The sequence below is a fragment of the Pseudoalteromonas ardens genome, assembly GCF_030125445.1.
In the GTDB taxonomy this organism is placed as follows: domain Bacteria; phylum Pseudomonadota; class Gammaproteobacteria; order Enterobacterales; family Alteromonadaceae; genus Pseudoalteromonas; species Pseudoalteromonas ardens.
Map to the genome: position 1 here is coordinate 894,385 of NZ_JASJUV010000001.1, position 17,483 is coordinate 911,867.

8 protein-coding genes are annotated in these 17,483 nt (G+C 48.5%); 6 read left to right on the forward strand and 2 right to left on the reverse strand.

Annotated features, from left to right (window positions below; all coding sequences use genetic code 11):
- The first annotated feature begins 394 nt into the window (after nucleotides 1-394).
- Together QNM19_RS03350 and QNM19_RS03355 are read left to right on the forward strand one after the other, a co-directional pair.
- The gene (locus tag QNM19_RS03350) at nucleotides 395-808 is read left to right on the forward strand and encodes a VOC family protein (RefSeq protein WP_049865810.1); all 414 of its coding nucleotides are present in this window, start codon (nucleotides 395-397) and stop codon (nucleotides 806-808) included.
- 84 nt (nucleotides 809-892) lie between these two features.
- Nucleotides 893-2,266, forward strand: coding sequence for a winged helix-turn-helix domain-containing protein (locus tag QNM19_RS03355; protein WP_049865809.1), 1,374 nt, complete (start codon nucleotides 893-895; stop codon nucleotides 2,264-2,266).
- A 50-nt stretch (nucleotides 2,267-2,316) separates the two neighbouring features.
- Here QNM19_RS03355 and QNM19_RS03360 read toward each other — a convergent pair whose 3' ends face one another.
- Nucleotides 2,317-5,139, reverse strand: coding sequence for a hypothetical protein (locus QNM19_RS03360; protein ID WP_049865808.1), 2,823 nt, complete (start codon nucleotides 5,137-5,139; stop codon nucleotides 2,317-2,319).
- 221 nt (nucleotides 5,140-5,360) lie between these two features.
- Between QNM19_RS03360 and QNM19_RS03365 the strand changes: the two genes are divergently transcribed.
- A complete protein-coding gene (locus QNM19_RS03365; RefSeq protein ID WP_049865807.1) occupies nucleotides 5,361-6,791 on the forward strand; it encodes a S41 family peptidase in 1,431 nt (476 codons plus the stop codon).
- A 215-nt stretch (nucleotides 6,792-7,006) separates the two neighbouring features.
- On the forward strand, nucleotides 7,007-8,236 hold the full coding sequence (locus QNM19_RS03370) for an MFS transporter (RefSeq protein ID WP_049865806.1): 1,230 nt from the start codon (nucleotides 7,007-7,009) through the stop codon (nucleotides 8,234-8,236).
- 79 nt (nucleotides 8,237-8,315) lie between these two features.
- Here the strand turns inward: QNM19_RS03370 and QNM19_RS03375 are convergent, their stop codons facing one another.
- The gene (locus QNM19_RS03375; RefSeq protein WP_284026320.1) at nucleotides 8,316-12,737 is read right to left on the reverse strand and encodes an AMP-binding protein; all 4,422 of its coding nucleotides are present in this window, start codon (nucleotides 12,735-12,737) and stop codon (nucleotides 8,316-8,318) included.
- A 376-nt stretch (nucleotides 12,738-13,113) separates the two neighbouring features.
- Between QNM19_RS03375 and QNM19_RS03380 the strand changes: the two genes are divergently transcribed.
- Both QNM19_RS03380 and QNM19_RS03385 read left to right on the forward strand, forming a co-directional pair.
- Complete coding sequence (locus tag QNM19_RS03380) at nucleotides 13,114-14,283, forward strand: outer membrane protein assembly factor BamB family protein (RefSeq protein ID WP_049866257.1); 1,170 nt, start codon at nucleotides 13,114-13,116, stop codon at nucleotides 14,281-14,283.
- Nucleotides 14,284-14,784: 501 nt separating this feature from the next.
- A complete protein-coding gene (locus QNM19_RS03385; protein WP_284026321.1) occupies nucleotides 14,785-17,376 on the forward strand; it encodes a TonB-dependent receptor plug domain-containing protein in 2,592 nt (863 codons plus the stop codon).
- Nucleotides 17,377-17,483: the final 107 nt, after the last annotated feature.

Below are 17,483 nucleotides of genomic sequence, written 5' to 3' on the forward strand. Positions count from 1 at the left end.
GTATTAACCGCATGTATGCGGTTTAGAGTGGCCCGGATATGCTGTGCTCGAATGTACTTTTAATCCTTAATAAACAAATGGATAAGTAAACTCTTTGGCTCGTGTGCGGATCCAAACCTGTGGCTTCTGTATGAAAAATAAACAGAAGCTAAATAAATATATTATATTTTATACAATATTCAAGTGCTCATTGATGTTTGTCAGCATCGTAACGACCTGAGATAAATAAAATTAAAAAAACGCTTTACCACAACTTAACTTGAGGTTTTATCTTGGCTGCACATCAATAGAGGAGTCAGGACATGAAACAAGTCACTATTAATCATTCATCGTTTAGCGCGCAGTTACTGCGTTTGTTCAATGGCACAATGCAAAATAAATAAGGAGGCACGCTATGTATCTGGAACATGTAAATTTAGTTGTTAACGACGTTGAGCAGGCCCTTAACTTCTACCAGGCTGCTTTTCCTCACTGGCGTGTACGTAGCGAAGGAAGCGGAAGCTGGCACGGCAAACCCAGAAACTGGTTACATTTTGGAGATGACCACCATTATATTGCCTTTAGCGATCACGGTGAGGGCAGTAATCGGGAGTTGAGTGGTGATTCGGTGGGGCTGGCGCACTTTGCCTATGTGGTGCAGTCGGTTGACAGGATTGTTGCACGCCTGACGCAGGCCGGGTATCCCGTAGATAAACAGGGTGCACAGCATCCGCATCGCAAAAATGTGTACTTTATTGACCCGGCAGGATTTGAAGTGGAATTTGTTGAATATCTGAGTGATATACCCGCTGAGCGTAACAGTGATTAATATTTCGATAAATCGGTACGAGACTTTACAAAAAATTTACTTTATTATCGGTGGTCAGAAAGGGTTCTATCAGAGGCTGCCGGGATGGCGACGGTCAACATCATTCCAAAACCAGATTGGGTGCTTAACCACCAGCATCAGCAGTTGCATAGTGGTCAGCGTGTTATCTCGCTGGATGATAAGCAGTATGCGCTGCTGACATTGCTCATGACACATGCCAGTCAGGATGTGACGAAAGAGCAGATCTTTAACACCTTATGGCCGGGCCGGGTGGTGAGTGAAGATGCCATTTATGTCACCGTTAATGGTCTGCGTAAGTTGCTGGGCGATAGCGTTAAACAGCCCATTTATATTAAAACGGTGTCAGGGGTTGGTTACCGCTGGGTGGGCCCAAAAATAGGTGAAGATAAGCCCTTGTTTTCAGGGGCTGTGATGATACTGGCCGCCATTTGCTTGCTGGGCGTAGTGCTGTTGGGCAGTCAGTTTCGCGAATTGTCGGCACATGAGCCCATGTCGCCCGAACAGGCAGAGCAATTTAAAAAAGCACGTTATTTACTTAATCACGACCCCGCTGCCATTGATCAGAGTATCGCTTTGTTGCAGCAACTGACACTCAGGCGCACCGATCTGATAGAGCCGCAAGTGTGGCTGGCAGATGCCTATTTACGTCAGCTACTGGACGACCCGCAACGTCATGCCCGTAACCGCAATCGTGCCAGGGCTCTGCTCCAATCGGTGCTGGCCAAATCACCCGAACATCTGAAAGCCAATTTGCTGATGGCCCAGCTGATCATGTTAATCGACTTTGACCCGCACGCTGCAAGGCGTTACTTCAGGGCTGCTTTACCCCATGCCGAGGGGCATCATTGGTACGGGCAATACCTGCTTGCGAGGGGGGATTTTCAGGGCGCGCTGGAACATATTGAGCAGTATCGGTTGCTGGAGCCCAACGGGTATTCCAGCGAAAGTGTGGCCTGGGTCTATACCATGAGCCAGCGTCACGAAGCCGCGCTGGATGCACTGCTGAAATTACAGCCTTACAGCGACAGCAATCGCTTTTATCACACGTGTTTACGCACGGTGTACGAACAACTCGGAGAGCATGATAATGCATTTGCGCAGATGAAATGGGTGATGCAGGATGCAGGTTACAGCCCGCAGCTTATATCGCAGGTTGAGTCGGTATTTGGGCGTGAGGGCCTGCCCGGCGTGTATCGTTGGTTGTTAACCGAAGATCCCTTACGTGCAGAGATTGGTCATTACACACCGCCTATTTCCCTAGCGCGTTACGCGGTTATGGCGGGTGAGCCCGACATTGCAGTAACGTACCTGAATCAGGCTTTTGAGGCGCGCCAGTACGCCGTGCTGTGGGCGGCGGTGGATCCGGTGTTTACGCCATTGCACGAGTATCCGCCGTATCAACAGTTCGTTCAGCGACTGGGGATCATGGCTCACTAAGCACATAAAAAAGGCGCCTGTTGGCGCCTTTTTTACTTAATCAGCGCGGTTCAACGCATTTTTCTGGAGCGGCTGCGAGCAGGCAACAGCAGAGCCATTGCCATCAGTAACCAGGCCATACTACCACCTGAGCCACCCTCACTTTTTGCAGGACTGGCGGTGTTGGTCGTGCTGCTGGCATTGCCAGTGTTTGATGTGGTGTTTTCGTCGGTTTTAGTTTCCGTTTCTCCACCGTCACTGTCACCGTTGCCACTATCCTGTTCCCCATCGTCTGGATTTTTTTCAGCGTCTGAGTCGTCGCCCTGATCGCTGACTTGCTCTGACACATCAAATTGCAGAATGTGGGTTGTGATGGCGCCTTGCACGTTGACTGCACTGAAAGGCAGTTGATATTCACCGGGCTCGGTAAAGGTTATGGTGAGGGTCGAGTCAGACAAAGTCATGTCTCCTGCAACACCATTGACTGCGACTGCCAGAGCGTCGGTAACCAGGGTTTTCAGATCCACGGTGTGTGATTCATTTTGCGTGACCTCAATCAGCAGGCTGTCTATGGCCTGGGGACCCGGGACATAGCTATTGAGCACTGAAAAAGTAACGGTCCTCTGATGGCTATCCATGACATCAATCTCTATCGTCGTGTCGTACAGCTCGGTGCCGTCAAAGTGCATAATGCCTTGTTCGGATAAGGTCAGACCCAGTGGTAAATTCTCCGCTGAAAATGTCAGTTTGCCCTGCAGTGAGGCGTTAAAAATCTCATTGAGGTCAAATTCTGCTTCAACACCTTGCAAAGTAGTGATGTCCAGCGTATCGGAAAGTGGTTTCAGGGCTTCACCGACAAAGACACTGCCCTGACCATAAAAATGCAGCAGTTGATCTTTTGCCGTGTAACTTCCATCGTAGCCACTATAGTCACCCACCTCAATCAAGTGATCGTCAACCGACGCATCGAATACATAGACCTTGTCGTCTCCCTGATCGATGAAAAGGGCCATCTGCTCGGCACTGAGCGCGTGTGGCGGTGCGAGTAGTGCACCTGGCAGGCTGGCTTCTTCAATCAGTGTACTGTCTTCAATTTTGAGGAATTTAATTGATTTTTCGTCCAGATAGCCACGGATAGTTTCCACAATCAGGTGGCCGTTGAGCATGTAAGTTGCCAGGTAACGCTCTGAGAGGGCACCCGAGTCTAGTGGACCAAAAGGTACGGCGGTGGCGTAAGTGAGTGCATTGCCGGTGTAATCGTAGCGAGCCAGTTGCTTATTGTCTCTGTCGAATAAATGCAACTGGTTATTTTGAGGGATAAAGTCGACCGGGCTATAACCATAGAATCCAAACTCAATTTGCGTTTCCAGCGGCTGAGTGAACTTATGTGCAAAGCCAGCTTCCGTTCTGGTGAAGACAAACATAGAGATGCCGTCAGTGAGCATAAAGTCTGTATCATTCAATGCAATGGCTTTATACCAGCGCTCAAGAGGGAGGTCGTCAGCCACAGTCAGCGTGCCGCTGGTCGAGTGCAGGGTTTCCTCATCGCCCTCTACATTGTAACGGATAAATTGATCTCCATTCAGCGCCACCACCTCTTTGCCTAGCGCGAGCCAGGCCTGGCAATCGTATCTGCATTCGGCGATAGGGTCCTGTGCCAGCGGGTTGTCAGATACGAAAGTCTGGCCAAATTCTGGGGTTAAATGGGTGTGTGTCAGCAGTATACGATTGTAATTCAGGCTGCTGTGCTCCCCCAAAGGCAGGTTCACCTCGCCATTGCCAGCCGTTTTTACACGTCCTTGCTCTCGTGGTCGGTTGATCAGCTCAACGTCATCAATATTTGAGATATCAGCGACAGTAAGGCCTCTGCCAGGCATCAGCAGTTTGTTGCCATCCGCGCTGATATCACGGATATCGTAGATCGCCGGATTGCACTCTAATTCTGTGGCGGTATAGGTATTGGTGTCGCTCAAGTTTAACGTGTGTAAGCAGCCCAGAGTGTGAGCAATTAACTGATCTTCGGTTGGGTGCAAATCATGCACTGTTATGTTAAGTCCAAACAAAGACTCATGGGGGAGCGTTGTGACCGCTGTCACTTTATTGTTTGCGCCCAGCTCTAACGTTATGGTTTCTTTCCAGTAATGTACCAGCAAGCGGTTATTGATGGTGTCCAGCTTGGTTACAATGCGGTTATGGCTTACAAACTCAAAGTCCTGTTCCAGCTTAAGTTCAAATCCTTGTGCACTTTCCTGATATAGATAGAGCTTTTCTGGAGAGATTGCGACCATCAGCCCCTGCTCTGGGTAGCTGTGAAATGTAATTTCGTGAGTTGGGGTTGGATTGTTGAGTGTTAAGCGGCTTTGTTGCGAAAAGCGGTCATTGGCTTGATCCCAGTAAAATACGGTGCGAACAAAGGTGTTTTCCTCTGTCTGACCATACAAAATATAATGGCCATTCTGAAAATCAAGTTCGACAAATGTCATTGCCTCGGGTGGCGTGTTGAAGTTGATCTCTGATACGAGCGTAAGTGAAAAGTCGGTGTTGATCTGCCAGATTTTTGCAATTTCGTTATGTTTGTCAATCGAGAGCAGTTTTTTACCATCGTCAGATAGCTCATATTCAACAACAATGTTTGTCGGTTCGACGAAATGTGACTTAGGATACTGGCGTTTAAAGGTAATGCCCTGATCATCGACATGATAGAGGGTATTGCCTTCTTTGCCTTCTTTAAACAGGGTGTTCCCTGCAATTTTTGAGACACCATTAGACCCCTCATAAGCCACATATTCATGTTCAGCTACTTTATAGGCACTGAGCTGACTAATATCTACTTTTGCGTGGGTTGTTCCTATCATACCCAGCATGCTTAGCATGCCAACCGCGAAATACTGCATTTTATTTCTCCATTAAAAATTCCACGCCATATTACAGTATGAAAAGGCGACATCCAACGAAAAAGGTACAAAAAAAGAGCGTCCGCGGACTGTCCGCTGTCCGTCCGGGATTGGAATGGTGTTTTATAAGTTATTGATTTTATTTATATTAATTTTGGTATGTAAACTGCAGTCAGTATCCATGACGACAAAACAACAAATACAATACAAAGGATACCGATATGTACACTAATACTGCACCCGTTTCTGCCCAGGCTCCTGAACAGCACAGTAAAGGCGTAGTCGCCTGGTTCAGACGTAAGTTAAGTTCTTCACTGGTTAAAGCCGTGGTGCTGATGCTTGGTACCCAGGTAGTTCAGGCACAAGAGTCGCTGGGGCATTTCTCTGAGCGATACAGTGCAGAGCAAATTCAGGCGGATATCGATCAATGGACGCACTGGGTACATGCCACACATCCGGACCTGACGCACAGTATTCATGATATTGATGCGTTTTATGCCCGGCTGGACACACTGCGTGACACGCTGGACAAACCGATGACCGGTGAACAGGTATGGCGTGAGTTTGCCAGCCTCAACGGTATGATGGCGGATGGCCACCTGAGCATTGGAGATGGTACCAATGCGCAGTGGCGAAAGTGGGTCGCACAGGGGATAACATTGTTTCCGTTTGAGGTATTGGTAAGTGAGCAAGGGCTGAGCATTGTCAGTGAGCTGGGTGGTGCTCCATCGGCTCATGATGGAAAATACATCAGTGAAATTAATGGCGTACCGGCGGCTGAGGTGGTGGCAACATTGCTGGAGCGAATTGAGGGCGACAACCTGGCGTTTCGCAGTGCTTTACTGGCTCGCCGATTTGCTATGACCTATCGGCTGATGTACGGCGCCACAGATGCATTTACGGTAACGCTCGGCACGGGCCAGACAGTACAGGTGATTGCACTGAATAAGGCACCCAAGAGTATCAAGCAACGCACTTTTGACGAAAACTTCAATCTCAAACTGCTCGACAACCAACAGGCTGTTTTAACTATTAAGCAGTTTGGCTGGGACGATCCGGATGCTTATTTTCGCTTTATGGCGGATACATTTGCACAGCTGAATAAAGCCCAGATCCAGCATCTGATGATAGATATTTCTGACAATACCGGTGGAGATGACGTTTTCTGGAAACGAGGCATACTGAAATATATCGCCACTCAACCATACCGCCATGGTTCGACCTATCAGGTGCGAATTCTGCAGAAGTATCGTGATCCGGGTGAGGTTGTCGGCTCCGTCGTGTCAGGGGAGTTGACTAAGATGACGCAGCCAGAAGCAGATCAAAGTGTGCGTTTTAAAGGTAAGGTCAGTGTGTTGACTGGACCTTTGACCTACTCATCATCCGTGCTGTTTGCAAATACCATTCAGGACTATGGATTAGCGACTTTGGTTGGCACCCCAACCGGTGGACGCAGCTCGCAAAGTGGTGGGATCCAGTTTCTGACGCTCAAGCATACCGGGATACGTGCCGTTGCACCGCGCTTTATTCTGGACCGTCCGTCTGGCAAGCAACAAATGACACCAGTACAGCCGGATACTGAGATCACTCAACAGGGTCTGAGTAAAGCCCAGTGGATGGCCAAAGCGCTAAGTGCATCCCGCTCTATTTAATACCGGTTATCTCGTCATTGAGGTGTTCTGTTGATGCGGCCAAAACGGCCGCATTTTTGTTCTCAGGCTCTGATAACGCGTGTTTTTATTATTGTTTGCACAATCTTGCGTGATGATATGATGAAAATAGTAAAAAAGACTAAATTGAGTTTGACCTAAACTTAACTTGAGGAATTAGTCTGGCCGCAATAAAAATAACGATACTAGGGAAAAATATGGATATAAGTAGTTTACCAATGCAGTTGTCGCGATTTACGCCTCTGGTCTGGGTGATGTTGATTGGCAATTTCTTTGTTCGCGCAAGTTACTATATGGTGTGGCCGTTTCTCGCAGTGATGCTGTATGAAAGTTATGGTCTGAGCGCCACTGAGGTTGGGTTGCTGTTAACCGGCTCAGCCACGCTGGCCGTGTTTTTAGGGTTTTATACTGGCAATCTGGCAGACCGTTTTGGCCGTAGCAAAATGCTTTATGTGGCAGTGCTGGTTGGGGTGGGGTCTTTTGCCTTGTTGGCACTGGCCGATGCGCTGTGGCTGTTTGCCGTCGCAGTGTTTCTGGCTTGTATGCCTCGCACATTATGGGAAGCACCCAGCAAAGCCTTGCTGACGGAGGAGCTGGCCAACCCCAAAGATCGCGAGCTGGCACTTCACTTACTGTACTTTTTGGTCAATGTGGGTGCTGCCTTGGGTCCGCTGTATGGCCTGTGGGCGGGCCTCAATGGCGAGCAATTCAGTTTTATTTATACTGCGGTGTCTTATCTGGGATTGCTGGTGGCTTTGGTGTACTTCCGGCCTAAGGGTGGAAGCTCCGCACAGACTACTCAGTCTGCGCCTAAGTTCTCTCAGTGGCTGAAAATACTCAATAAAGACAGCACTTTTTTGGTGGTGTTAGTTGCAACGACGCTGGTGTACTTTGTTTATGCGCAGTGTGATACCAGCCTGGTGCAATACCTTACCCGCGCTGAAGTCCCAGAGCTTGCCTGGTTGATCTCGGCGGTGATCATTACCAACTCTACCGTGATCATTGTCTGTCAGTTTCCGCTGTTGCATTTGATGCGCAACTGGCGAATAGAGCACCGGCTGTATCTGGGCGGCGCTATCTTAGTAGTCTCGCAAGTGATGATGGCCCTGAATGATGTGCACAATACCTGGGGCTGGATAACGGCGATGATTGTGCTGAGTCTGAGCGAAGCGATTATGTTCAGCAATATCAATGTGTATGTAGACAGGCTGGCGCCTGATAACCTTAAGGCCAGCTATTTTGGTGCGGCAGGTTTGTGTTCATTAGGATATGCGTTTGCGCCCATTTTAGGCGGCCTGGTGCTGGATTTTTCGAGCGGGGTAATGTTATTTGTGCTGACAACGCTGACCTCTTTCGCGGCCCTGGCGTTTTACAAAGTGGCTGAGCTTAAGCTAAAAGCCACCCCTCGCACCATGTCTGAAGTATAAATAGTCAGAGCGACTGCAACGTGCAGTCGCTCTGTTAAATCTAATGGGGTTGAGGAAATGACTTAACGTTCCTTGCAGATTACTCTGCAAAGCGTTGTAGTGGGGGGCACTCCTCAGATTCACGTAATATCCTGGAAAACCCGTCGAGCATATTGGTTATCATACTGTCAGACAAAGCGCCTTCGACATAATGCCAGTTCATCACCAGGTTCTCACCAGATTGCACTGCCACGATATTGAGTGGCACCCGGTGTGAAACCCCCATATTTTTTATCACATCTTCCTGATCGCCATGGTCTTCCGGTTGCAGCGTAAAGCCATCAAAATCGAGCGCCAGCAGTTGATTGCTGTTGGTAATGTAATTGAGCTTGAAGTAGGGCAAATATTCGGTCAGCGCGGGCTGGGCAATAACCTGGGTGAACTCGGGCACACATTCATTGTAGATTTTGGCCACGCCTGAGGCGACTGAGGCATTGAAATCAAGCGTTTCATCGGGCTTAACCAGCAAAGGGGCAACTTTATATAGCGGCCCTATCATGTCTCGGGTTTCCCGGCAAGTACGACCGGTGAAGGTCACCGCCATCAGGATCTCGGGTGTTATCAGGTGTGCTGAAAATACCTGGCACAAGGCGCCGATCAGAGACTGGATCTGGCTTACCCCGGTTTGTGCAGCGGATTGTGCGAAGAATCCAGCCAGCGTGCAAGACTGGGTATGGTAAAGCGAGGGCGTCCACAGGGCACCGTTCAGGTGTTTGAACCTGGGATAAGGTGAATGGCGTTTAAACTCGGCCTGATAGTCGCTGACAATTTGCTGACCCTCAGTTGCTGCGAAGAAACGTTGTTCTTCCCAGGCATAGTCAAAAAAGTCGACTGGCGGAGCGTCTGGCGTGTTGTCTGCGTGCTGATCATAATACCGCTTCAGCTCACTTATGATATTAATGTTGGAGACAGCATCGGTGATGATGTGATGAATGTTTAACAGCAGATACTGCTGCTGGTGTCCTAAAGTGAGAAGTTGTGCATGGATAAGTTCACCTTGTTCGAGCGCAAAGCGATGGTTTTTTTGTTTACTACAGCGTAATTCAAGTTCATCAAATGCTGCTTGTTGGTCCAGGTGGCTCAGGTCGATGTGCTCAAATGGATTGCTCACATCGGCGTCATTGCTGCAACACCATAGCGTATCACCGCGCATCTCAAAGCGGCTGTTAAATAGCCCAGTGCCTGACACCAGTTGCGCAAAGGCCTGACGCATACGGTTCGGGCAAACGGAGCCCTGTACTGCAAAGCACTGAAACATATTGTACAGATTGCCCTGTTGCCACTGTCGAAAAATATTACTTTGTGTGAAGGTTGCTGGCGCACTGGTTTTGCCCAGTTTTCTGACTTTCTGACCCGGGGCAGCTGGCAGTGAAGACGAGTTCTGGCTGGCCTGAATTAAGGCGGCGATTGTCGTTACGCTGGGGTTAGCAATAAAATCATCGGTATTCAGTTGCAGACCAAAGGTTTCAGACAGATGGGTCAGATAAATGATGATACTTAGCGAATCCATGCCGCAAGTACGCAGGTCCTCATCCAGGGTACGGGGGTGAACACCGCATTTTTGTGCCAGTACTTGCAACACCTGCTGCTCAACCTGACTTTTCTGATGAGTGTGATTATCTTGTTCAGGCACGGAGGTTTGCTGCATTTGTTCAAACTCGGCCAGCAGCGCTCTGGTATCGACCTTACCATTGGCGGTTCTTGGAAAGCTGTCGAGCGGCACCAGGGTGTCCGGGACCAGCCAGTTCGGGGCGTCATCGAGCAAAGTTTGCCTGACACTTAGTGAACTTAGATCAGCACGGCGGTCAGACAAAGTGACAAAGGCCAGTAAGCGCATAACACCGTGGCTGCGATACGTGGTTGCACAGGCATCTGCCACACCATTGACGGCCATGAGCAGCTTTTCTACCGTTTTAAGGTTAACAAAGCGGCCGCGAACTTTGACTGAGTCATCTTCCCGGCCACTGAACAGTAGCCGCTTATCAGCTAACGTAGCGATACGGTCCCGGCTGTTGAAAAACAAGCCTGAGTTGGCGGGGGCTGGTAAATGCACAAATCGCTCAGCACTGAGTTGTGGTGCCTGGATATATTCGAGCGCCACGCTGGGCCCGCCGATATAAAGGGTTCCCTGATTATCACCACTCAGCGCACTATTTTGGCGTATCGCCAGTTTGACATTGCATATGGGCCGACCGATGGGCACTGCATCGCCATTGGCCAGTGAGGTTAAATCATAGACGCTGTGTTGCGTAACCACATGCGTCTCGGCTGGGCCGTATTGGTTGATTAAAGTAGCGCTTGAGCGGCTTAAAAAAGCGCGTACCTGCTCGCTCATCACCATTTGTTCGCCGGAAACAATTACCTGTTGCAAAGTGCTAAATGTATGCTCGCTAAAGCTGGCCTGTGCTGACAGAATGTGCAGCAAGCTGGGGGTCACTATCAGTCTTGAAATTCGATTGGTAACGACATTATCAAGAATATTAGCCGCTTCTTTGCGCACATTGGATGTGGTGAGATGTAAAGTGCCGCCACAACACAAGGTGGTGAGTATGGTCTGGATTGCCACATCAAATCCGAGTGCCGTGGTGTTTAGCACCTGTGCTGGTGCAGATAAATTTGGGTCCAGGCGATGATGCAGACATAAGTTTGCCAGGGTGCGTTGGGCAAGCATAATACCTTTGGGTACACCCGTAGTTCCTGAGCTAAACACCAGATAAGCCAGTGAATCCAGGCACACCGCATGGCCATGCGTGTCATCAGATGGGCGATGAGGTGCCTCACCTACAGACTCTATGGTGACAACCTCACACTGACCGAGCGCACTGGCCCAGTGAGGGTCGTCGACAATGACACAGTCCGCTTTGGTTCGGGTGAGTATGTCTTCAACATAGCTGACTTCGGCGTCGGCATTTAAGGGGACTATCACCCGGCCTGTATGCAGGCAGGCCAGCACGGTTGCGACCATTTCAGCGGTGTGCTCCATCAGGACCGCCACATTGTGCTGTGGCAGAGTGTTTGCGCGCAGCCAGCGAGCAATACTTTGCTGGCGTTCCTGCAACCACTGATAACTGAACGCCCGACCCTGGTGATCACGGACTGCGATGTGTTCAGGTGTTTGCCTGATCACAGTATCAATCATCTGGGCGGGCAATTCTGCGGATGTCAGCGGCTGTACTTTACCCCGCATAATGTGCCATTCCGGCTGAGAGGGGGTTTCTTTAGCCCGGTTAAATTGCAAAGTTTGTTGTGCCCCCTGATGCAGCGCATGCTCCAGTAGTTCGCTAAGCTGTTGTAAATGGGCAGATGTAATGTACGCGGGGTTAGCGCTGAGCATGACTTGCATGGTGCTATGCTCGTTGTAAACCAGATTTACAGATATGGGGTGATCATGGTCGGATTGCACCAACATCTCACTGGCCAGATGCACGTCTTCTATGTTGAGTAACGCTCCGGGGTTGAGGTAATTGATCATCACATCATATACCAGAGCGCGGGCACTGGCTGACACCGCAGCGCATTGATTAATTTCGCCAATTGGCACCTGACTTTTTCTGAACAACTGGTTGAAATCGGCTTGCAGCGATTTAACAGACTCAGCAAAAGTGTCTGCGGCAGGCGGTACTATTTGTGGCAGTACTTTAGATGACATGCCATAACTGTACTGGTCACGGCGCTGATGATTCAGTGCGTACCCAACAACCACGGATTGTTTAAAGTGATGCTGATAAAACTCCCCCAGCAGATGGGCAATGTAAACGTGAAAGCCCACTTTGTGCTGCTGGCAGAGATCTATCAGGGCGTCTATCTGTGTGTTGGGCACTGAAAAGTGTGTGCTCAGGGTGTGCTTACCTGCTTGAGCTGGTGGAATATAGTCAAACATAAAGTCAGGTAAGTCTTGCAAGTAGGTTTGCCAAAACGTCAGGTGGCGGGCAGTGTGTTTGTGGGTATTGTGATAGCGCATTTGAGCCAGCTCAGAGGTGATCTCCTCGACAGACATAGACAACATGGCCAGCGCCTTGCAAAACAGTCGATACAGGCTCAGCCCATCGAGCAGAATATGGTGTGCAATCAATACCAGATAGTATCCGCCCTGTGCGGCACGTCTCAGCGCAATACGGATCAGAGCACCGTGCTTTAAGTCGAACGGGAGTTGTTTACATTGCTCGGCGAACGCTCTGGCCTGTGCCAGGTCTGTAAGCTCCGGTGTCATATCTAAGTCCAGCTCACTTTGACCACATAGGTGGTTAAATACTAAGGTTACCTGCCTGATCAGGTCCCGGGCACAGAGATCACCCTGCAAATGAAACAGGCCTCCGATATGGTATTTCAGGGTGTCGGGATCCAGGATACTGTCGGTGGCTATTTGTAATTGCTCATGCACCAGTTCGTGACAACCCAGTTGTGAGAGAACGCGAGATTTAAACGCGTTTAATGCCTGTTGTTTGGTGGTTAACTCATTCATTTCAATACTCCTTCTGTGGCCTTGGCCGTTTAGTGACTGCCTCCAGAACTGCCTTATCTGGTCTAATGTGTCGTGAAACGGTGCCAAAATGTTGCCAAAGCGCTCGTTCGCTCTGCTTCTTTTAAAGCTAGAAAGGAAATGCGCAAAGAATGTGGAGCTGAATAAATTATTTCATAATTTCGTCATTGTTAGTGTTGGGTCAATGCCAAATTTATAATTAAAAGCATTTAAATCAGTTGTTTATTTGTTTTTATGTGACATGGAGTGAAGGCGTGAGATGAGATATTAAGGATCTTTAAGAAGGTTTCAGAGTGTTTTCAGGACCTTTGGGTGCGGATTACGCCAGGGTGATGACAAATCACATAAGGAGAACACCATGAACTCAACTAACACACTCAAACAGCTTGGACTGATCAGCATATTGGCAGTCGGGCTCAGCTATGATGCTGCTCAAACAGCCTTTGCTGCCAGTGGCGATTATCTGTTTAGTTATCAGGTTAAAGGAGAAAACTGGGGAGGCATAACACTGCGCGATCATACCGCGTACTTTGGCAGTGATGATGGCCACCTGTATGCGTTGAATGTGGATCAGCCTAAGCTGACCTGGTCTTATAAAACCGACGGTTTGGTGAGATCTAAACCCACAATAAAGCATCATCAGATTTTCTTTAGCAGTGATGATGGCTATCTGTATGCGCTTAACCGTTGGCAGGGTAAATTATTATGGCGTACCAGCCTCAATGATGCAGATGTGCAGCGCATATTGCCTGCCAATCATGCCCCGTGGGAATTTGACTACAGTAAATCCAGTGCGCTGGTTCAGGGTAACCAAGTCTTTATAGGTAGTGGCGATGGTCACCTTTATGCCATCGCCAGGTCCTCCGGTAAGGTGCTGTGGCGCTTTAAAACGGCGGGTAAAATTCGCGCCACACCTGCGCATCACCAGGGGTTTGTATTTATCAGCAGCTGGGATGGATCTGTGTATGCGCTGGATGCGAAGACAGGTGAACGAGTCTGGCAATATGATACGCAGGGAGCATTGACGTCCAGCCCAACTATTGTTGATGACGTACTGGTGATTGGATCCCGTGACACCCATTTATATGGGCTTGATCCACTCAGCGGTGAATTACTGTGGAAACAGGCTTATCCGGGTGGCTCTTGGGTGGAGTCTTCGGCAACAGCGGCTGCCGATGGTGAACATTTTTATATCGGCAGTTCAGATTCCAATTTACTCAATAAATATCACGCCCAGAGCGGTGACCTGATCTGGCAATTCGAAACCGGAGGATGGAGCTGGGGCCAGCCAGTTGCCAAAAATGGCACTGTGTACATCGGCGCAACAGGCCATGATGAACCCGGCTGGTTTGCAACCCAAAGAGGTTTTTTTGCGGTCGATAGCCGCACTGGTGAACAGCAGTGGCAGTATCAGCCTAATATGATCGATGGCTTTGTTCACGGTGGGGTTTACGGTGCACCGGCGGTCGGATATGGCAAAGTGATCGTGCCGGATTTGGATGGCTACATTCATGTTTTTGAAAAGTAAAAAATCGTTATGAGAATCAATTTAGGGCCCTGAGTATTTGTCTCAGGGCTCTTTTTAATTCACTCAAAATGAGTGGCAGGTTCAGTCAGGCCGGGCGTTCTGTTGCACTGAGGCGCATAGCAGACGACGCATTGTGAGCCAGCTCTATCTATCTTTGACAGCAATTGTCCCACATTGCTGCACTTGTGTACTACTAATGTCTATTTCCGAGCAAAGTTACCTCAAGCGTAAAAAAAATTATTTTTATCAAATTTTCAATTGCTTGTGTTGAATTTGGAACGGTTTCCAGTGTTTCTATAGTGATACTCCAGCTCATACTTTAGTAAGATTTTTGATATTTTATTATTCAATATATTGCATACAATATACATAAAGAGTAGCGTATGTATGGTACTGGGGACACTTTATAGAACAAATAATGGCTCCATCAGGAAAATAATAATTGAAACACGTAGGAGTACAGTGATGCGTCACAATGGGAATGCTAGTCGAATTTTTGTCATGAATATAATTGCTTTGGCGGTCGCGTCTGCCAGTGGGCAAGCGTTCGCCGCAGTAAATGACGACAGTGGAGCGAATGAACCAGAGCGGATAGAAGTTACGGGGTCAAGGATCCAAAGAACAGATATGGAAACAGCGAAGCCCGTTTCTGTCATAACGAAAGCCGATATAGAGGCAACGGGGTTGAACGATGTAGCCAGTGTTCTTGCTGAAAGTATTTTTAACTCAGCAGGTACTTCTATTGCTCACTCAAACAACTCGGCGGGCAACTTTGCCTCCTCTAACCTGAGAGGGTTGGGTTCCAATCGGACCTTGACGCTGGTAAATGGCCGCCGTGTCGCGACATCTGCTTCAAACTATGGCTCGAGTACAAACGTTAATCTGATACCTATTGAAGTGGTTGAACGTATTGAGATCCTGCGAGACGGCGCATCATCAATCTATGGCTCTGATGCAATGGGTGGTGTAATCAATATTATCACTAAGAAAGACTATGATGGTATGCAGCTTTCTGTGAATGCATCGCATGCAACCCGTGGCGGAGCTGGGCAACAAGGTGGAGCCCTGACATATGGTACCAGCAGTGATAAAAGCTCAATACTTGTGGTTCTGGAGCACCAGACAAATGACAGTCTGCGCGGCGGCGACCGTCCTCATTTGGATGCTGAGCACAATGAAAGACGTTGGAGCTCACGTTACTCTCCGTGGGGGTCTTATAGCTATGAAAATGAAGACGGTGAGCGGATTTATAGTCCGGGACCTGATTGCCCGGCAGAAAACATTCGCGACCGTGACGGGAATATGGGTAAGCAATGTGGGTACGATGTCTTCGATGGAAAGTACTACCTGCCCAAGGTCGAGAAGACTTCAATTTTCACTAACTTTACCTATGCTATCAACGATGATGTAGAATTTTACAATACTATTTTGCACACACGCGATAAGAACTTCACATCGGCTACACCTATGTGGGCAAGTGGTACGCTCGCAGCAGATCATGTAAATAACCCGACAGCTGGCACTGCTGACGCACGTGATATTACTTATTATCACTACATGGAAGGCGCATTGCCCAGAGAGTTTACGTTCAAAACAGACTTACTAGACATCAACACCGGTATTAACTGGGACATTGATGAAGGCCGCTTGTCCATAAACCTGGCACACAGTACAGATAGCTTTGTGCAGGAGTCAAACTACTACTATTTCGTAGATAAGTTTGATGAAGCGGTTGAAGAGGGCCTTTACAATCCCCTTGCGTATGGCGGGGGTGATAAAGCGACAGAAGAGGTGCTGGACAGTTTCCGTCATAGTCAACACAGATTGGGTAAAAGCACGACCAAGGCTGTGACAGTAGACTGGTCAAGTACGCTGCCGTTTGAACTTGATGGTGGTGCGATTGGTTATGCCATTGGGGCCGAATACCGTTCTCTGGAATTGTCTGATGAGCAAGATGCGCAGTCGAACTCTGGAAACGTCAAAGGGGCCTACGGTGGTGATGTCGTGGGCAGCCGAAACTATCGGGCGGCTTACCTTGAAGTTGAAGCGCCGATCCTCGATACATTGACGGTCTCAGCTGCAACGCGTTACGACTCATATAGCCTGCCTGATCAGGGGCAGTTGTCGAGTAGCCTGTCTGCCAGATATGAAGTGACAGAAGATTTGGTTGTTCGGGGCTCTTTCAGTCAGGGCTTTCGTGTGGCAGACCTGAATGAAGCCATTGGTGAGGAAAGTATTGGCTACTATGGGTTATGGGATCCTAAGTATTGCAACCCAGTTCCCAAAGCACAACGCGCTACGTCAGAATTATGTGACAATCAAAGCGTGCCAGTCCGCTCGTTTTCAAACCCTGATCTGGAGCCAGAAGAATCAGAGCAAGTGTCTTTTGGTTTTGCCTATAATCTGACAGAAGATTTTGATATGACATTAGATTATTGGAATATTGAGATCACCAATGAGATCAAAGACATTAGCGGGCGCACGGTACTTGATGAAGAATACTTAGGTAACTTGGGCAATTACAGTGGCCTGTATGTAAAGCGTGACACATCATTGCCTCGTGAAGATGAAATGGTCGAGATTGGTTCTACCGTCACCAACTATCTGGGCCTGGATACATCGGGCATAGATGCGTCATTCGCCGCCCGAGTTGATCTTGAAGACATGGGGGATTTGAAATTCAACCTGGAGCTGAGCAAAGTACTTAAGTATGAGTTTCAGAAGACTAATTCAGACCCTGTTTATGAGCATGTTGGCTTCATTAACCGACCTGAGTATAGAGCAAGTTTTAAAACCAATTATCGCTATGGGGATTTCGAAGGTTTCGCAACCGTTCGATACATAGGTTCGTTCGATGGTGAATCGCCAGAAGACATTGAAATTGGCAAAGAATGGCAGGACTTCCCTTCAATGACCACAGTGAATCTGGGGGCGGGTTACAACTTTGATGAGTATGGCCTGGTGAAGCTGATTGTAACCAATGCGTTTGACAAGCTGCCGCCGGTGAATGATGAATACACCCGAGGATACACTACGCGCGTTCACAATATTATTGGCAGAACTATCCAGCTTAAATACACCTACTCATTTTAAATGAAAGCTACGCCGGGCATGTGCTGATGTATATGCCCGGTTGTAAAAGCCGGTTATTTCATATAACAGGCCAAATGCCGCCTCTTCAGGCCGGTATCTATGTATTT